Annotated in this window: 17 protein-coding genes; 8 read left to right on the top strand and 9 right to left on the bottom strand. The window is 68.1% G+C overall.

Going from position 1 to position 16925, the window contains the following annotated elements:
• Positions 1–2 precede the first annotated feature (2 nt).
• The 4 genes from ACZ6O0_RS04905 to ACZ6O0_RS04890 all read right to left on the bottom strand — a co-directional run bounded on the left by ACZ6O0_RS04905 (position 3) and on the right by ACZ6O0_RS04890 (position 2762).
• Complete coding sequence (locus tag ACZ6O0_RS04905; RefSeq protein WP_465763487.1) at positions 3–323, bottom strand: carboxymuconolactone decarboxylase family protein; 321 nt, start codon at positions 321–323, stop codon at positions 3–5.
• Positions 324–337: 14 nt separating this feature from the next.
• Positions 338–1168, bottom strand: coding sequence for an oxidoreductase (locus ACZ6O0_RS04900; RefSeq protein ID WP_465763486.1), 831 nt, complete (start codon positions 1166–1168; stop codon positions 338–340).
• A gap of 32 nt (positions 1169–1200) precedes the next feature.
• Positions 1201–1740, bottom strand: a complete 540-nt coding sequence (locus ACZ6O0_RS04895; RefSeq protein ID WP_465763485.1) for a flavodoxin — start codon at positions 1738–1740, stop codon at positions 1201–1203.
• Positions 1741–1904: 164 nt separating this feature from the next.
• Complete coding sequence (locus ACZ6O0_RS04890; RefSeq protein WP_465763484.1) at positions 1905–2762, bottom strand: aldo/keto reductase; 858 nt, start codon at positions 2760–2762, stop codon at positions 1905–1907.
• A 102-nt stretch (positions 2763–2864) separates the two neighbouring features.
• Here ACZ6O0_RS04890 and ACZ6O0_RS04885 point away from each other — a divergent pair, with 102 nt between their 5' ends.
• Both ACZ6O0_RS04885 and ACZ6O0_RS04880 read left to right on the top strand, forming a co-directional pair.
• Positions 2865–3740, top strand: coding sequence for a helix-turn-helix transcriptional regulator (locus tag ACZ6O0_RS04885; RefSeq protein WP_465763483.1), 876 nt, complete (start codon positions 2865–2867; stop codon positions 3738–3740).
• An 82-nt stretch (positions 3741–3822) separates the two neighbouring features.
• Positions 3823–4491 (top strand): hypothetical protein, encoded by a 669-nt coding sequence (locus ACZ6O0_RS04880; RefSeq protein ID WP_465763482.1) that lies wholly within the window; start codon positions 3823–3825, stop codon positions 4489–4491.
• 703 nt (positions 4492–5194) lie between these two features.
• Here ACZ6O0_RS04880 and ACZ6O0_RS04875 read toward each other — a convergent pair.
• The 3 genes from ACZ6O0_RS04875 to ACZ6O0_RS04865 form a co-directional block, all read right to left on the bottom strand.
• The gene (locus ACZ6O0_RS04875; protein ID WP_465763481.1) at positions 5195–5776 is read right to left on the bottom strand and encodes a GNAT family N-acetyltransferase; all 582 of its coding nucleotides are present in this window, start codon (positions 5774–5776) and stop codon (positions 5195–5197) included.
• Positions 5777–6114: 338 nt separating this feature from the next.
• A complete protein-coding gene (locus ACZ6O0_RS04870) occupies positions 6115–6693 on the bottom strand; it encodes an alpha/beta fold hydrolase (RefSeq protein WP_465763480.1) in 579 nt (192 codons plus the stop codon).
• Between the two features lie 178 nt (positions 6694–6871).
• Positions 6872–7690 (bottom strand): LLM class flavin-dependent oxidoreductase, encoded by an 819-nt coding sequence (locus tag ACZ6O0_RS04865; protein ID WP_465763479.1) that lies wholly within the window; start codon positions 7688–7690, stop codon positions 6872–6874.
• 86 nt (positions 7691–7776) lie between these two features.
• Between ACZ6O0_RS04865 and ACZ6O0_RS04860 the strand changes: the two genes are divergently transcribed.
• Positions 7777–8250, top strand: coding sequence for a DUF3592 domain-containing protein (locus ACZ6O0_RS04860; protein WP_465763478.1), 474 nt, complete (start codon positions 7777–7779; stop codon positions 8248–8250).
• Positions 8250–8690 carry an SRPBCC family protein gene (locus ACZ6O0_RS04855; RefSeq protein ID WP_465763477.1) on the top strand — a complete coding sequence of 147 codons (441 nt, stop codon included), beginning with the start codon at positions 8250–8252 and terminating at the stop codon, positions 8688–8690. Before ACZ6O0_RS04860 ends, ACZ6O0_RS04855 begins: the two co-directional genes overlap by 1 nt.
• On the opposite strand, the gene ACZ6O0_RS04850 is transcribed toward ACZ6O0_RS04855, so the two are convergent.
• Entirely contained in the window at positions 8687–9457 is a 771-nt protein-coding gene (locus tag ACZ6O0_RS04850) for an inositol monophosphatase family protein (protein WP_465763476.1), read from the bottom strand. The two genes, ACZ6O0_RS04855 and ACZ6O0_RS04850, sit on opposite strands and share 4 nt — an antisense overlap.
• Before the next feature lie 86 nt (positions 9458–9543).
• Here ACZ6O0_RS04850 and ACZ6O0_RS04845 point away from each other — a divergent pair, with 86 nt between their 5' ends.
• Positions 9544–10302: an SDR family oxidoreductase gene (locus ACZ6O0_RS04845; RefSeq protein WP_465763475.1), complete on the top strand. Its 759-nt coding sequence runs from the start codon at positions 9544–9546 to the stop codon at positions 10300–10302.
• A gap of 13 nt (positions 10303–10315) precedes the next feature.
• Here ACZ6O0_RS04845 and ACZ6O0_RS04840 read toward each other — a convergent pair whose 3' ends face one another.
• Positions 10316–10798 carry a MarR family winged helix-turn-helix transcriptional regulator gene (locus ACZ6O0_RS04840; RefSeq protein WP_465763474.1) on the bottom strand — a complete coding sequence of 161 codons (483 nt, stop codon included), beginning with the start codon at positions 10796–10798 and terminating at the stop codon, positions 10316–10318.
• Positions 10799–10895: 97 nt separating this feature from the next.
• Here ACZ6O0_RS04840 and ACZ6O0_RS04835 point away from each other — a divergent pair, with 97 nt between their 5' ends.
• From ACZ6O0_RS04835 to ACZ6O0_RS04825, 3 genes are all read left to right on the top strand, one after another.
• Positions 10896–11468: an NADPH-dependent F420 reductase gene (locus ACZ6O0_RS04835; protein WP_465763473.1), complete on the top strand. Its 573-nt coding sequence runs from the start codon at positions 10896–10898 to the stop codon at positions 11466–11468.
• Between the two features lie 78 nt (positions 11469–11546).
• A complete protein-coding gene (locus ACZ6O0_RS04830) occupies positions 11547–14645 on the top strand; it encodes a hypothetical protein (RefSeq protein WP_465763472.1) in 3099 nt (1032 codons plus the stop codon).
• Entirely contained in the window at positions 14630–16918 is a 2289-nt protein-coding gene (locus tag ACZ6O0_RS04825) for a hypothetical protein (RefSeq protein ID WP_465763471.1), read from the top strand. The genes ACZ6O0_RS04830 and ACZ6O0_RS04825 overlap by 16 nt, the downstream gene beginning before the upstream one ends.
• Positions 16919–16925 lie beyond the last annotated feature (7 nt).

Here is a 16925-nt window from a genome sequence, read left to right as displayed (position 1 = left end):
TGCTAGTGCTCCTCGGCGAAGACGGTTTTGGCGGCTTGGATGGCTGACATGGCTTTGGGCCAGCCGGCGTAGAAGGCGAGGTGGATGATCGCTTCTTTGAGTTCGGTTTCGGTGAGGCCGTTGTGTCGGGCGAGGCGTAGGTGGTTGGGGAGTTGTTCGAAGCTGCTGGAGGTGAGCAGGCTGGCGACGGTGATGAGGCTGCGGTCGCGTGGGGAGAGTTCGGTGCGCTTCCAGACGTCGCCGAACAGGACGTCGTCGGTGAGTTCGACGAGTTTGGGGGCGAAGTCGCCGATGGCTCGTTGAGCCGGGGTGGGTTCGGGCATGGTGGGCTCTTTCGTCAGGCGTCGAAGTCGGTGCTGCGGCTGAGGGATTCCCAGGCGTCGGCCTCGGCGCGGAGAGCGTCGAGGGCGGCACGGAATCCGTCGGAGGTGTCGTTGCCGAGCAGCAGCATGTACGGCGGGGAGTCGGACTCGACGGCCTGGATGAGTGCGGTTGCAGCCTTGGCCGGGTCGCCGGGCTGTTTCCCGTGCCCGGTGTCGTGGTCCTTGCGGCGCTTGCCGGCGGTGTCGGCGTAGTCGGCGATCGGTACGGCGGCCTGGGTCAGCGACCGGCCCGCGAAGTCGGTACGGAACCCGCCGGGCTCGACGACCATGGCGGTGATGCCGAGCGGCGCGACCTCCTTGCGCAGTGACAAGGTGAGCGCCTCGATCGCGGCCTTGACGGCCGAGTAGTAGCCGGAGCCCTCCGGGCAGATCCGTGCACCGATGGAGGACAGGTTGACGATCGTGCCGGTACGGCGGGCGCGCATGCCGGGCAGGACGGCCTTGATCGTGCGGACGGTCCCGAACACGTGGGTGTCGAAGAGTTGGTGGACGGCATCGTCCTCACCTTCTTCGACGGCTGCGCGATAGCCGTAGCCGGCGTTGTTGACGAGTACGTCGACGGCGCCGAAACGCTCCTCCGCAGCCCGGACCGCGTCGGCGACCTGATCGTCGTCGGTCACGTCGAGCGGCAGAGCCAACGCGGTGTCGGGGTACTTGTCGGCCAGGTCCTGCACCTTCGCGGCGTCGCGGGCGGTGACGACAACGTTGTGTCCGCGGGCGAGGACGGCCTCGGCGAAGGCTCGGCCGAGCCCGGTGGAGCAGCCGGTGATGAACCAGGTGGTCATGGGGTTCCTTTCTGGATTCCGTTCGGAGGTTGTCATCGCAGCCCGATGCGCTGCAGCCAGTCGGAGACTTGCGGTCGGGCCTGCTGGGCTTGTTCGCCGCGGACTGCGAGGCCTTCGGCGATGGTGACGCCGGGGCAGGATCGGGCGTAGTCGCGCTCGGTCGAGCCGAGGCCGCTCATCGCGTAAGTGGTGAAGGGATGAATGGTCTTGCCGGTGAAGTCGAGCTTCTCGGTGAACGTGGTCATGATCATCGGGGCTCGCACGTTCCAGATCGGGCTGCCGAGCAGCACTACGTCGTACTGGTCGATGCCGGGTAGCGGATTGGCGATCGCGGGGCGTGCATCGGCGTTCTGCTCGCGGACGTTGCGGGCGACGGTGTCGTCGTACTTGTCGGAGTAAGGGGCGGCGGCCTTGATCCGGTGAACGTCGCACGGTACGAGGTCGGCGATCATGGTCGCGACGACTTCGGTGTTGCCGGTCTTCAGCCAGGTGCGGCCGCCGTTGTCGTAGTTCTCGCCGGGGCGGGAGAAGTAGGCGACCAGTACCTTCGCAGCGGTGGTCGACGGTTGCACCGCGGGTGATCCTCCTTCGTCAGTGCGTGGTCTTTCCGCGCCGGGCCCGGCTTCCTGGTTGCAGCCACCGAGTGCTGCTCCGGCTGTGCCTGCCAGCGCGAGACGGAGCAGCTGCCGGCGCGGCAGGCCGCGGGAGTCGCAGCGTCCCTGCGAGTGCATGAGCCTCAGTCGATCCTGCGCCCACCGAGCGCGCTGACCATGGCCGGGTCACGGTGGTCGAAGAACTGGCTGTTGCCGGTGTCCAGGGTGGCGATCTGCTTGACCTGGTCGTCGGTGAGGACGAAGTCGAAGATGTCGAGGTTCTGGGCCATCCGGTCGGGCCGGACGGACTTGGGGATGACGACGACGTCGCGCTGGACGAGCCAGCGGAGTACGACCTGGGCGACCGACCTGCCGTGGGCCTCGGCGATCGCGGTGAGGACGGGGTCGGTGAACAGGTTGTTGCGGCCCTCGGCGAACGGGCCCCAGGACTCGATCTGTACGCCGTGTTCGCGCATCAGTTCCTGGTCGGCGACACGCTGGTGGAACGGGTGGGTCTCGATCTGGTTGACCGCCGGCGTGATCTCGTTGTGCTCGATGAGGTCGACGAGCCGGTCGGGGTGGAAGTTGGAGACCCCGATCGCCCGGGCCCTGCCCTCCTGGTGGAGCTTCTGCATGGCCCGCCACTCGCTGTAGTAGTCGCCGAGCGGCTGGTGAATCAAGTACAGGTCGAGGTGGTCGAGACCGAGCCGGCGCAGCGAGGTGTCGAAGGCGCGCAAGGTGTCGTCCTCGACGCTGCCGGTCGGTGCGTGCTGGATCCACAGCTTCGTGGTGACGAACAACTCGTCGCGGGTGATGCCGCTGGCCGCGATCGCGGCGCCGACCGCTTCCTCGTTGCCGTACGACGCGGCAGTGTCGAGGTGCCGGTAGCCCGCAGCGAGAGCGGCTTCGACGGCGGCCTGGGTCTCGTCTTCCGGAATCTGGAAGACCCCGAAGCCGACGATCGGCATGGTGACGCCGTTGTTCAATGTGACGGTCTGCATGAGACCAGCGAACACCTGTCTGTGTCACAGCTGGGAGTTCCCGGTGTAACAGGTACCAGCAGACCCTCCCAGCACGAAGACGCCCGCCCGTACGGTGAAGCCGTGAGCACGAAGGACGACGTACGGGAGTTCCTGACCAGCCGGCGCGCGAAAGTGACCCCGGAGCAGGCCGGGCTGCCGACGTTCGGCGACAAGCGCCGCGTCACCGGCCTGCGCCGTGAGGAAGTCGCCCTGCTCGCGGGCGTCAGCGCGGACTACTACACCCGGCTGGAGCGCGGCAACCTTGCTGGCGTCTCCGAACAGGTGCTCGATTCGCTCGCCCGGGCACTGCGTCTCGACGACGCGGAGCGGGCCCACCTGTTCGACCTCGCCCGCGCTTCGACCGGCCCGGTCCGCGGTTCACGCCGTACGGCGGTGTCGAAGGTGCGCCCCGGTGTCCTGCGGATCCTCGAGTCGCTCACCACGCCGGCGTACGTGCGCAACGCCCGTACCGACATCCTCGCCGCCAACGACCTCGCCTTCGCCCTGTACGGCGGCATCCTCGACCGCGACGGGCTCCCGCTGAACCTGGCCAAGTTCCTGTTCCTCGACCAGCGCGCGCCCGAGTTCTTCCTGGACTGGGAGACTGTCGCCGACGACTCGGTCGCCGCGCTCCGCGCCGAGGCGGGCCGCAACCCGCACGACAAGTCCCTTACCGACCTTGTCGGCGAGCTGGCGACCAGGAGCGACGAGTTCCGCACCCGGTGGGCCCGCCACAACGTCAAGTACCACCGCACCGCCACCAAACGCCTCCACAACTCCCTCGTCGGAGACCTCGAACTCACCGGCGAAGCGATGGAACTGGCCGGCGACGGACTGGTGATCATCACCTACACCGCCGAACCCGACAGCCCAGCCGCCGAAGCACTGCACTTCCTCTCCAGCTGGGCCACCACCCAACGCGCCGCCGCCCCCGTCCGAGACCAGCACGCACCCTGAGACTGAGCTGAGGTCATCCGCGCCGGGGGAGGAGCGCGTCCCCGGGGCTGTCCTACGGTCGGCGGGTGGGGGTGGTGTGCACGTGATTGGTCACGCGCTGGTGTCCGTTCCGAGGCCGGCCACCCGGGTGGGTTGGGACCGCTCGATCGCCGTGGGGTTCGCGGTGGGGTCGGCGTGTTTCTTCATCGGGCCGTTCCCCGGGTTCGTCCAGCTGGTGGGTGCCGCGGCCGACAGCGTGGTCTTCTTCGTCGGCTCCATCTTCTTCACCCTCGCCGCTGCCATGGAACTGCGGGAGGGAACCGTCCGGCGCGGGCATCGCTGGGGCCGTGACCCGTCGTGGTGGAGTGCCGCGGTTCAGTTCGTCGGCACTCTGCTGTTCAACCTCAGCACCTTCTCCGCCATGCAGGACAGCCTGTCGACGCAGCAGGAGAACCGGCTGATCTGGACACCCGACGTGTTCGGCTCGGCATGCTTTCTGGTGTCCGGCGCGCTGGCGTACCGGGTCACGGCCGGACCGGGCCTCCTCCCGAGGCGGATGGACCGGGCGTATACGACGGCGGCCGTGAATCTGCTCGGCTGCGTGCTGTTCGGGATCTCGGCCCTCGCCTCGTTCGTCGTCCCATCCACCGGCTCGATCCTCGACCTGGCCGCCGCCAACTGGTGCACCGCCCTCGGCGCCCTGTGCTTCCTCATCGGCGCCCTCCTAAGCCTCCCCACCTCATCCGACACCACCCCACCCGAGCCGACCTAGCCCCGCCACGGCACGACCCACGCGCTCGCGGACAAACGGCCCCACGCGCTCGCGGACAGACGGCCCCACGCGCTCGCGGACAGACTGTGGACAGCCGGCACCGGACACCGCTACGCGGCGGCTGTGTTGTTGGCCGCCTCCGGCGGCGCGCGGACCGGGGACCCGGCCGCACGCACTGGCGGACAGACCGTGGGGAGTTGGCGGCGGGCGCCGCTGTGCGGTGGCTGTGTTGTTGGCCGTCTCTGGCGGCGTGCGTACCGGGGACACGGCTGTAAGCGCTGGGCGGACAGACTGTGGAGGGTTGGCAGCGGGCACCGCTGCTCGGTGGCTGTCTTGTGGCCGCCTCCGGCGGCGTGCGTACCGGGGACACGGCCCCACGCACTGGCGGACAGACTGTGGAGGGTTAGCAGCGGGCACCGCTGCGCGGCGGCTGTCTTGCTGGCCGCCTCCGGCGGCGCGCGGACGTGGACACAGATCACGTGCTGCGCGGGCTGACCGTGGACATTTGCTCGGCTGTGCACCCGCGACCTACATCCGCCTGGGAAGCCTGGCGCGCAGCGGGCGCCGCTGTGCGGTGGCTGTGTTGTTGGCCGTGTCCGGCGGCCCTCTAACCGGGACACGGGCCCACGCGCTGGCGGACGGACTGTGACCGGTTGCGCTCACGTCCTGGGTTCGCTGGGAAAGCCTGGCGTGTGTCGCCTGGTCAGGTGTCGGTGTGTAGGCGGCCGTGGAGGTGCCAGTCGTGGTAGCCGTCGGCGTGTTTGATGGCTTGGCGGAGGGTGCCTTCGAGTCTGTAGCCGGTGCGGTCGGCGACTCGGCAGGAGGCGGTGTTGGCGGTGGAGTGCTGGATGTTCAGGCGGTTGAACCCGATCGTGTCGAAAGCCCAAGTGGATAGGGCATTCGCGGATCTGGCGGCGATGGCTTGGCCGCGGGCGGCCGGGGTTACCCAGTAGGACAGGCCGGCTGAGCCTTCGGCGAGAGAGATGTTGCGTAGTCCGACTTGGCCGAGGGGCTGGTCGTCGGTGTCGACGACTGCCCAGCTTGCGGCGGTCTCGGTGTCCCAGCGGTCGGCCCATTGTCCGGCCCACTCATCTGCTTCCTCGAGGGTGTCGAGGCGCCGTACGTGCCAGCGCTGGATGTCGGGACAGGCGAACGCGGTCCGCACCGCGGCGGCGTCGCTCCTCCGCCACGGGCGCAGTACCAGTCCGTCGCTCGTCTGCAGACGAGGCTGTGCGGCGTCTCGCAGTGTTCCCTGGGGTAAGGCCGGATCGACGAGCAAAGGCATGCTGTGATGCTAGTGCGGCTGGTCAGGGTGCTGTCCGTCCCGGTCAGTCCCAGACAGGTCGGGCAGCTCAGCTCAGGCAGCTCGGGGAGCTCGGCAGTTCAGGGACTCGGGGAGCTCGGGCGGCTCAGGCAGGGTGACGGCGTTGCAGCCGGGGGATCTGCACGCAGCTCAGGCACGTTTGCCGGCGTTGCAGCCAGAAGATCTGCATGCAGGTCGACACTCGCTCCTCGGTTGGGCTTGGTCACCATCCATGGCGTTGCAGCCAGTCCGCCACCATGTCTGTCGCGGGGCTTTCAGGATCGCCGAATCCGCAGCGGCCGTGGTCAAGGCCGGGGAACTCAGTCACGTCGGATCCCGAGCCCACGGAGGATGTGCTGGTCCTTGCGTGAGACGCGCTGTGCGTCGAGACCGCCCCAGTACATCAACTTCGGTATTGCCAACCGGCCAAGCTCGACATGCCAGTTGTAGCTATGGAAGTAGTTCCAGAACGTACGGCTGCCGACCGGGACGCGGCGCTCCCGGTTCATCCGGGCGAGCCACGCGTCGGACAAGCCGCGCAGTACGTTGAACCCACCGCACACCATCAAGCGAGCCCGTGGGGTTGCCTGGGCGATCGCACACGCCATCGCACCACCCTGCGAGAAGCCCCACACGGCGAACTCGGGAATGTTCTCTCGGTCGCAGATCGCGAGGATCTGCTCGTGGATACCGGGTGATGGGTACGGGTCAGGGCGGTCGCTCCGGCCGAACCCGAGCGGCTCGATCTGCACCATCGTGTACCGATCCGCGAGTCGCTCGAACGGGACATACGACCCGCGGTCCTTTTTGGGCAACACCACCGCCGGCCCACTCCCGGCCACCGCATACCGGAGTTCGTGACCAGCGAACGTCGTACTCTTCCATCGCACCGTGTTCACGGCACCTCCCGGCGGCCGTCGGGGCACACCCATGGCAGTGCCCGAATCTACGTGCGAGCGCCGACAATCGTGTTGCCTTCGGCACCGAAGGACACCCGCGAGGGGTGCGGAAGGGCTGATCCCCGAGGGCCCGGGTCGGTGGGGTGCGGGAGATCGAGCCCTCGGGCGCCGTCGGTGGTTAGACGATGGTTGGAGGGCCGGCGGTTAGGCGGGTTCGGACTTGGTGCATGCGGGTGGGGGAGTGGTGGGGCATTTGCCAGCGGGTTTCTAGCCACCAGGTGGCGCCGGCGTCTGACCAGGGTTGGACGATGGTGGAGGCGGCGGCTGGGTTGTCGGCTGGGGTTTCGCCTTCGGCGATGATGTCGAGGGTGGGGGAGGCGCCGTGGGTGGTCAGCCAGGTGCGGAGGTTGCGGAGCTCGGCGGGGGAGTCCTGATCTGGCGGGTACTGGGGGAGTACGCCGTCGACGCGCAGGACTCGGCGCATCGACTTGGGTCTCGGCCAGGCGGCGACTACCCAGATCGGGATGTGGTCCTGGACCGGGCGTCCTACCTGGGCCAGGTCGTCGCGGGCGCAGTCGTAGGTGTAGTGCTCGCCGTGGTAGCTGGAGCGGCCGGCCCAGAGTTCTCGGATGAGGTCGATGCCCTCGTCCATCATGGCTGCTCGGGTCCGGAGGTCGAGCTCCTCGCCGGTGCGTGGGAGGTCGGTCTCGATGGCGCCGACGCCGATCGCGAGGGTGGCGCGGCCGGCGGAGAGCTGGTCGAGGGTCGCGACCTGGCTCGCCACCTTCCACGGGCGTCGCCAGGGCAGTGGGGTGAGCATGGTGCCGAGGCGGATGCGTTCGGTTCGGGCGGCGATGGCGGACAGCAGGCTCCACGCGTCGATGCCGTACGCCGCTTCCCAGACGAACACACCGTCCCAGCCGGCTTCCTCGGCGAGCACCGCCTGCTCGAGCTGCTCGACCGCCGTTCCACCCGGAAGAATCACACCGAATCTCATGACACCTTCCTATCCGCCCGCACCGACAGAACAGGCGGCGTAGAGTTTTGGGATCATCGGGTTGGCGCTGACCGAAGGATGTTCGGGTGAGGGGTCCATTCCTGCGGCTGATCTCGCCGGCGCGTGGGTCGGGGTTCCTGGCAGGTCTGGCGCTGATTGTTGTCGGGTTGGCGCTGACGGCGTGGATGGTTGCATCGACGGTCGCCGACTACGACGACTGGCGGACGCTGCGCCGAACGGGGACGAGCGTTCCGGTGGTGATCACTTCCATTGTTGAGGTGTCACGGAGTGGGGAAGGTCTGACGGTCGAGGCTCAGCTTCCCGATGGTCGGCGGGTGTCCGTCGACCTCAGCGACAGCGCCAGCTTCGGCGCTGGGATGGGCGATCAGCTTCAACTGGTCGTGGACCCGGCGGATCCTGAGCTGAATCTTCCCGCGGACGTTTTCGCGAAGACGCCGAATGTGGCGCTCGAAGTACTGAAAAGCAGCGGTCCGCTGTCGATCATTGTTGTTATTGGAGTTGTGATGGCGGTGAAAGCAGGTGACGGGGAGGAGGGGTGATGGGTGTTGACGTGCTGACTGAGGTGATGATTGATCGGCCGGTGGTGGTCGTGGCGGACTATGTCACGAATCCGTCGCATGCGCCGGAGTGGTACGCGAACATCGAGTCGGTTCGGTGGCAGGACGAATTGCCGGTGGCGGTCGGGGCGCGGATGGAGTTCGTGGCCCGGTTTCTCGGGCGGCGGCTCGTCTACACCTATGAGGTCATCGAGTTGAATGCGCACCATCGGATGGTGATGCGGACCGTGCAGGGGTCGTTCCCGATGGAGACCACTTATGAGTGGTCGCCGGTCGTTGGTGCGGCCACGAGGATGACTCTGCGCAATCGTGGCGAGCCCTCGGGGTTGGCCGGGATGGCCGCGCCGTTCGTGTCGGCCGCGGTGCGGCGCGCCAACACCAAGGATCTGTCCAGGCTCAAGACTCTGCTCGAATCCCGCTAGGCATGCGGGGCGATGAGGTCCACGAGGTGTTGGTGGGTCTCGGAGTCCGCGGCGGCCAGGAGACCGGGGGTGGTGTGGAGCGGGTTGCCGTGGAAGTCGGTGACGGTGGCGCCGGCTGCTTGGCAGAGGATGACGCCGGCGGTGAAGTGAACGCTGTCGCGAAGGCTGCCGTCGGTGATGTACGCCGCTTGGCGCCCGACGGCGACCCAGGCAAGCGCGAGGGTGGTGGACGAGACGCGGAGCGCGAAGGCCTCCCGGATCTTCTCGTCGGTGAGTAGTCGGGCGCCGCGGGACTCGCGCGGTCCGTCGAGGTCGATGTTCACCATCAGCGAGGTCGCCGACGGAGCGGCCGGGGTGTCGACACCGTCGCGGCGGATCACGACCGTGGTGCCGTCGGTCCAGAAGATCTCACCCGTGAGTGGTTGAGCGACCGCGGCGACGTTCCCGGCCGGGCTTTGCAGCGCGACATTCACGGAGAACAACGGGTTCTGGGCCGCGAAGTTGAGGGTGCCGCAGAGCGGGTCCACCAACCAGGTACGAGCGGCCTCGCCACTGGCGCCGTACTCCTCGCCGATCACCGCGTCGTCGGGACGCTCGGCTCGGATCACCGCGAGGATCGCGCGCTCGGCCTCCAGGTCCGCCTCGGTGGCGAAGTCCGTCGCCGACTTCGCATAGTGCTCCAACACGCCACCGAACCGATCGCGGACCACGGCGGCCCCCGCCTCGGCTGCCCTGATCGCCACCTCGACATCGCGCAGTTCGCTCATACGCCCATCCAACCGCACGCGAGATTGCCGTCGACAACGTCCTCGCTATTCTCGACGAAACTCCCGATCCCCAGGGCGGTGACTGTATGAAGGTCGACGGTCTCTTCGACATCTCCGGGCGTACGGCGCTCGTCACCGGATCGAGCCGGGGGATCGGCCGGGCATTGGCCGAGGGACTCCATGCCGCCGGCTGCACCGTCGTACTCAACGGGCGGGACGAAGCCGTGCTCGAGCAGGCGCGGAAGGAACTGGACGGCTCGTACGCGCGGGCGTTCGACGTCACCGACCCCGCGGCCGTCGCGGCGAACGTGGCGGCGATCGAGGACGAGATCGGGCCGATCGACATCCTGGTCAACAACGCCGGGATGCAGCGCCGGGCGCCGCTGACCGAGTTCACCGACGACGACTGGCACCAGTTGATCGACACCAACCTCACCAGCGTGTTCCTGATGGGCCGCGAGGTGGCCCGCCGGATGGTCCCGCGCGGGCACGGCAAGATCATCAACATCTGCTCGGTGCAGAGCGAGACCGTGCGTCCGGGCATCGCGCCGTACGCCGCGACCAAGGGCGGGCTGAAGCTGCTGACCAAGGGGATGTGCGCGGACCTCGGCCCGGCCGGGATCCAGGTCAACGGTCTCGGGCCGGGCTACTTCGACACCGAGCTCAACAAGGCGCTGGTCGACGACGAGGAGTTCAGCGCGTGGGTCCGCAAGCGCACACCGGCCGGTCGCTGGGGCCGGCTCGAGGACCTGATCGGCGCGCTGATCTTCCTGTCCGCGCCGGCGTCGGACTTCGTCAACGGCCAGGTGCTGTACGTCGACGGCGGCATGCTGGCCGTGCTCTGACGAGAACCCGCGGCTAGCGGCGGTAGACCGCGCTCAGGTTGCCGTCGGGGTCGACGGACTCCAGGATGGCGCCGGTGATCTCGCTGAGCTGGGAGATCTGCTCGGGGGTGAGGACGTCGATGACGTGCTCGCGGACCGTGGCCACGTGGCCCGGCGCGGTGGCGCGGATCTTCTTCCAGCCGGCCGGGGTGAGGCGGGCGTTGGTGGCGCGGGCGTCCTCGGGGCAGGGGAAGCGTTCGATCAGGCCGCGGTCCTCCAGCCGCTTCACGACATGCGACAGCCGGGGGAGGGTCGCGTTCGTCCGCTGCGCGAGCGCGGTCATCCGCAGGGTGCGCTTCGGTGCCTCCGAGAGCATCGCCATCACGTAGTACTCGTAGTGCGTCAGCCCCGCGTCCCGCCGCAGTTGGGTGTCGAGGACGCCGGGCAGGAGCTCGAGGACGGCGGCCAGCCGCACCCAAGCGGTCAGCTGGCCGTCGTCGAGCCATCGGGTCGTCATGGTCACCATTCTGCCAGCACCAAAAGGTTGTAGCTACAACCATCTGGTGCTACTGTGATGGTTGAAGGTACAACTATTCGAGTTCTGGGAGTGAGTCATGACGCACGTCAGCATCATCGGCAAGGGCACTATGGGCCAGGCGATCTCGGCCGTCGTGGAGCAGGGTGGCAGCACGGTCGAGCTGTTCGATTCCGGTGACTCAGGCCGCCCGGTCACCGGCGAGGTCGTCGTTCTCGCGGTGCCGTACCCGGCGCTCGCGCAGGTGCTGGCCGAGCGCGCCGACCAGCTGGCCGGCAAGGTCGTGGTCGACATCACCAACCCGCTGAACTTCGAGACCTTCGACTCCCTGGTCGTCCCGGCGGACGCCTCGGCCGCGGCCGAGCTGGCCGAGAAGCTGCCCGAGTCCAAGGTGCTCAAGGCCTTCAACACCACCTTCGCCGCCACCGTCGCGTCGGGACAGGCCGGCGAGGTGCCGACCACGGTCCTGATCGCGGGTGACGACGCCGAGGCCAAGGACCTGCTGGCCGGTCTCGTCAGCAAGGGTGGACTGCGCGCGGTCGACGCCGGCCCGCTGAAGCGCGCCCGCGAGCTCGAGGCCGTCGGCTTCCTGCAGCTCACCCTCGCGGTCGGCGAGAAGGTGTCCTGGACCGGCGGTTTCGGCCTGGTCTGAGCAGGACGACGTCTGAGCAGTACAACGTTGACCCGGGAACCCGTTGTATTAGCGGGGGTTCCCGGGTCTCCGTAGGTTATGGAGAATCTCTTTCGCTTGATGCTGCTGCGGCCGGCGGTCGGACAGGATCCGGAACAACCGTCGATCGAACTCGAGCAGGAGTCGGCCTATCAGGAGGCTCTGCGGGCCGTCGTGGCATCCGGGGGCGGGCGCCAGGGGATCGAGGCGGTGTCGGCGGAGTTCGCCGGCTCCGACGACTTCGTGGCCGGGATCGGCGAGACGCCGATGGGCCGCCGGCTCGACGAGCTCGCGGACGGGATCGACGCTCTCGAAGCCACCGGTGAGGTGTCGTGGGCCGAGGTCGCGAACGCGATCGAGGACGTGTTCGGCAGTTCCGCGGCCGACATCGTTGCCGACGACGCCTACCAGGAGACGGTACGGCGCCTGCGGGACAGCCTGATCGCGATCAAGGTGCTGCAGCAACTGCACAGCCGCCCGATCGAGCGGCTGACCCGGCAGTTGCGCACCGCCGAACTGATCGCGGACGTCGCCGCCGACCACACCCCGGGTGAGACCGCCCGCCGCCGGCGGCGTTCGCTGCGGCTCCCGGTCGAGCTCGAGCTGAAGTCCCGGCTGTCCACCCGGGACGCGCAGAAGGAGCTGGAGGAGCAGCGCCGGAAACTCCTCGAGGACCGGCGCAAACGCGTCGATGAGCTACTGACCGAACACGAGGCGCTGCGGGGCGCGGTCTCCGAGCTGGCGGGACTCGAATCCATCCACTTCCGCGCCACCGAGATCGTCGCCAGCGAACACACCACCGTGCCGGACGTGACCGTCCTGACGAATGCGGTGGGCAGCGCGGCGACGTACACCCAGGTGCTCCGAGCGCAGCACTTGAAGGGCCAGGTGGCCCGCGAGGGGGAAGACGGAGGCGAGCCCGATGAGAGAGCTGGGGCGCTGCAGATCAGCACACCGTACGCCGAACTCGCGCAGACTCTCGTGGCAGCACCGGATGTGGTGCTGTCCGCTCGCGCGGGGTTCACACCGGTCGCACTCGCCGAGCTCGGGTTCGTGCTCAAGCCCACCGCGGCCGACCGGTTGTCGAAGAAGACGCAGGCCGTACTGAAACAGCGCGGCGTCGACCTCGGTACGACGCCGCTCGACAAGATCACCCAGCGCCTGCAGGCCGACCTGGCCACGACCGTGAGCGAGCTGGAGCTCGTCGCCGGGCATCCGGAGAAGCGCTCGTTCGTCCGGTTCGGCGACGCGCTGATCTCGGTCACGACGCCGGTCACCACCGGGTGGGGTGTGCTCGGAACGGGCGGGGTCCTCGGCTTCCCGCCGTTGCCGATGAGCGGAAGTGTGCCGCAGACCAAGGGTGCCGTCGCGCCGGCCGGGGTCGCCGATCTGTTGCTGGTCAAGCAGCAACTGACCGGCTACGAGGCCGTCGACGTCGCGCACATCGAGAACGTGCTCAAGGGTGAGCTGAAGTCGCGTGAGCACACCCGCCGCGAGGAGAGCGAGACGATCACGGTCTTCGAGACCGAGACGAGCACGACCGACGAGCACGAGCTGGAGACGACCGACCGGTTCGAGATGACCCGGGAGGCGAGCGAGACGATCAAGGAGGATGTCGCGCTCAAGGCCGGCCTGAGCATCTCCGGCAGCTACGGCCCGACCGTCGAGTTCGCCGCCAGTGCGGAGGGCTCGTTCTCCCGCTCGAAGGAGGAGGCGACCAAGTCGGCCTCGACGTTCTCCCAGGACGTGACCGAGCGGACCTCGCGCAAGATCGCGCAGCGGGTGCTGAACCGGACGACGATCCGGACCCTGACCGAGACGATCGAGAAGAACGTCCACACGCTCGACAACACGACCGGCACCGGGCACATCTCCGGCGTCTACCAGTGGGTCAACAAGGTCTACCAGGCCCAGATGTTCAACTACGGCCTGCGGATGATGTTCGACTTCATGGTCCCCGAGCCCGCGGCGTTCCTGATCGCGGCGATGGAGCAGGCGCAGAACAGCGCGCTCACGCTGACCAAGCCGCCGGACTTCACGCTGACCCCGGCCCAGCTGACCGAGAGCAACTACGCGTACTGGGTCAAGGTCTGCGGGGCCACCGACGTCGCGCCGCCGCCGGAGCTGTTCCGGACCAAGTCCGCCGACTTCAAGGGCGGTGGCGGTGACAGCAAGACCAACTACAACCACTCCGCCCAGATCACCATCGACGACGGCTACCGCGCGGTGTTCGGCAGCGTCGGCATGGTCTGCAACATCTGGGAGCCGGACTTCAGCGTGGACGTCGTCCTCGGTCGCCGGACCCAGCGGATGGGCAACGGTCAATGGCTGTTCACCACGCCGCTGGACGACGAGCGTGACTCGATCCCGCTCGCGATCGACAGCTTCCACGTTTCGCAGGTCGCGGTGGCGATCGAGGTGAAGTGCCAGCGGACCGACCGGGCGCTGGACAAGTGGCGGCTGGAGACCTACGCGAAGTTGCTCGCGGCCCACAACGCACAGGTGTCGGACTACGAGGAGAAGCTGGCCCAGCTCAAGCTCCAGGCCGGCGTCGCGATCCGCGGCCGCAACCCGGAGTCGAACCAGATCACGATCCGCCGGGAGCTGCAGAAGAACTGTCTGAGCATCCTCACCGACCAGCACTTCGATCTGTTCGACGCGATCGTGGACTCAGCGGTCAACGGCCTGCCGCAGCTCGACGTCGCCGAGGCGGCCGCCGAAGGCGCGTACGTGCGCTTCTTCGAGCAGGCCTTCGAGTGGGAGCACATCACCTGGGTGAGTTACCCGTACTTCTGGGGGAGCAAGGACCAGTGGGACGAACGGCTCGGGTACGACGATCCCGACCCGGCGTTCGTGGACTTCCTGCAGGCCGGGTTCTGCCGGGTGACCGTGCCGGCCCGGCCGGGCTTCGAGGGGGCGATCGACCACTTCCTCACCTTCGGCGAGATCTGGAACGGCGGCCCGCTGCCGACGATCTCCAGCCCGCTGTACCTGCCGATCGCCGACGAGCTCGCCGAGCGTCTGGACCGCCCCGGCGACGAGGTCCCGCAGGGCAACCCCTGGACCGTCCGCGTGCCGACCAACCTGGTCAAACTCCGCGCCGACGACGCACTACCGGTCTGGGAACAGAACGAGGACGGTGAGTGGGTCGAGGCCTGATGGGCGACATCTCGAGGCACCGGGACATCTTCCTGTTCACCAGGGAGACGGTCCCGGCTGCTGTCCTCGACGGTGCCCGGTTGAGGGCGGACGACCTGACCTATCTGGAGCTCGGCAACTATCTGACGGACGTCTCGCAGTTCCGGGACCCGGTGACGTACATCTTCGCCAAGCAACGGATCTGGCGGGACTTCGTCATCCCGCAGACGAAGGACCAGACCCAGCTGCTGCGCGGGCTGGCGGCTCTCGGCGCGGGCGCCGCGCTCGCGGCGTCGCAGTACCTGAAGAGCCTGACGTCCGGTACGGCGGCCGACGTGATCGAGGGTGCCGGGATCGGGGTGGCCGCGATCGGCGGCATCCTCGCCGTGCTGCCCTCGGACACGTACGCCGATCTGGCCGGTGCGGACACCTGGATCGACAAGCTGCTCGGAACGCCCGTGGAGCGCTCTCCGGGTGTCGCCGCGAACGACGAGAAGCACTACGGGTACCTGGGTGAGTTCTTCCGGCTGTTCATCGAAGGGGCGACGCACTTCCTGTTCGCCCAGGACGTGCAGCGGCGGTCGGACGGGACCTGGGGGACGATCAAGCCGATCCCCGCGAACCGGGTCGACGAGGTGTACGACGAGTTCTTCACCCAGTACTACCCGCATGAGCACACCGACCAGCCGCCGTACGTGTGGGACGCCAGCAAGCGGCCCTCGAAGCCGCTCTACCAGCCGAGCCGGCGGCAGGCGAACCTGAAGGATGGCGACGTCGGTGTGATGAACGCCGTCGACGCGCACTACGTCACCTACCTCGCCGAAGGTCTGGCCGGGGTCGAGGACGACTGGCGGGCCTTGAAACGGGACGACTCGAACGGTCGGCAGCGGCTGCTGGTCCGGCTCGGCAAACTGCTGCACGGCGTCGAGGACTGGTTCTTCCACTCGAACGTGGTCGAACTGATCGAACTCCGCGGCTTCCGGCCGGCCCAGCTCGACGGTGAGAGCGACGAGGACTTCCTCAAGCGGTTCGTGGCGGACGTTGCCAAGCATCGTCCCGAGTTCGTCGCTGCGGACGCGACCGAGCGGCTCAGACTGCAGCGCAAGCTCTACCGTCGCCTGCGCTTCCCGGCGTACGACGCGGGCAACAAAACGCAGAGCGCTGGTCGGCTGAGCACGAGCCGCCCGTCGACGCCGAGTCTGCGCCACGCGTACCCGGCCTTCCCGTCCGCGCAGGACACGGCGCACACCTTGCTGCACGCGCTCGAGAACCTCGAGCACAAGGTCACCGGAGAACCCGGTGAACTCCCGACCCCGATCGAGGACGCGCTCGCACAGTTCGACCTGGAATCCCTTGGCGCGTTGGCGAAACCCCTGGTCGTCGCGGGCGCCACGCACAAACTCCGCGAGTGGGTGCCGTTGATTCTCACGCTCCTGAGTGAGGACGAGCGTCGCCGGCTCGCGGCCAACGTGGCCCCCGAACACTGGCCGCTCGCCCCGGGCGCGGCGAAGCCGAAGCGTGAGGGCGACAAGACCGAGGTCGATCTCCAGCTCGAACGTCACGCCGCCGCCCTCGAACCGCGCAAGCGGGACGATGGCCGGACCGAGAGCAACTACGACCAGTTCGTCCGCTACCTGGCCGAACGCGGTCATCTGAACGAGCGCGGCCGTCAAGCACTGCTCGCCGCGTTCGCGATCGACCACAAGGCCGAGCAGCTCCCGACCAAGGCCCCCGGCGCCGGTGGGTTCCTGATGCGCTTCGCCGTACAGGATCTGCAGGTTCTGCTGGACGAGGGCGACGCGGCGACCGCGGCGCTGAACAAGAAGGCCGACTCGGTGTTCGGGCAGGCCTCCGACAACGGCGCGTTCAACGAGATCGTCGGGTCGCACTCGCTGATGTCGAAGGACACGCTGACCTCGGTGCCGTTCTTCGACGATGCCCGCGTGCTCGCGAGCGTCGCGTCGTCGACCGTGTGCACAGTCCTTCTGCAGCAGGTCGCCGCACCGAAGGCGGATCGCCGGCTGGCGTGGGAGGAGGTGCTGCATCACCTCATCCGCTTCCCGCCGTCCAACGGTGGCTGGGAGCGTCGGGCTCTGGCGATGTTCGCCGCCAAACAGCAGATCCCGCGGTACGCCGACCTGCCCGAGTTCGCCCGGCTCGTCGAGGGGTCGATGCGGCCGGTTGGGGCCCAACCGAAACCGACGCAGCCGACACCGAAGCAGTCCAAGCGTGCGGACCTGGAAGAGCGTTATCGCCGGCTCGAGAGCGAGCTGTCGAACTATCGGTACCCGTGATGGAGGA

It is taken from the genome of Kribbella sp. NPDC048837, assembly GCF_055586945.1.
Note: the sequence above shows the minus strand (reverse complement) of the source record. Positions and strands in the feature narration are given on the sequence as shown.

What these genes read in the sequence shown, in the direction of transcription:
- ACZ6O0_RS04845 (WP_465763475.1), top strand. Translation starts at nt 9,544, where the DNA reads ATGAAGGTCGACGGTCTCTTCGACATCTCCGGGCGTACGGCGCTCGTC.
- ACZ6O0_RS04835 (WP_465763473.1), top strand. Translation starts at nt 10,896, where the DNA reads ATGACGCACGTCAGCATCATCGGCAAGGGCACTATGGGCCAGGCGATC.
- ACZ6O0_RS04890 (WP_465763484.1), bottom strand. Translation starts at nt 2,762, where the DNA reads ATGCAGACCGTCACATTGAACAACGGCGTCACCATGCCGATCGTCGGC.
- ACZ6O0_RS04830 (WP_465763472.1), top strand. Translation starts at nt 11,547, where the DNA reads ATGGAGAATCTCTTTCGCTTGATGCTGCTGCGGCCGGCGGTCGGACAG.
- ACZ6O0_RS04840 (WP_465763474.1), bottom strand. Translation starts at nt 10,798, where the DNA reads ATGACGACCCGATGGCTCGACGACGGCCAGCTGACCGCTTGGGTGCGG.
- ACZ6O0_RS04850 (WP_465763476.1), bottom strand. Translation starts at nt 9,457, where the DNA reads ATGAGCGAACTGCGCGATGTCGAGGTGGCGATCAGGGCAGCCGAGGCG.
- ACZ6O0_RS04900 (WP_465763486.1), bottom strand. Translation starts at nt 1,168, where the DNA reads ATGACCACCTGGTTCATCACCGGCTGCTCCACCGGGCTCGGCCGAGCC.
- ACZ6O0_RS04855 (WP_465763477.1), top strand. Translation starts at nt 8,250, where the DNA reads ATGGGTGTTGACGTGCTGACTGAGGTGATGATTGATCGGCCGGTGGTG.
- ACZ6O0_RS04875 (WP_465763481.1), bottom strand. Translation starts at nt 5,776, where the DNA reads ATGCCTTTGCTCGTCGATCCGGCCTTACCCCAGGGAACACTGCGAGAC.
- ACZ6O0_RS04865 (WP_465763479.1), bottom strand. Translation starts at nt 7,690, where the DNA reads ATGAGATTCGGTGTGATTCTTCCGGGTGGAACGGCGGTCGAGCAGCTC.
- ACZ6O0_RS04905 (WP_465763487.1), bottom strand. Translation starts at nt 323, where the DNA reads ATGCCCGAACCCACCCCGGCTCAACGAGCCATCGGCGACTTCGCCCCC.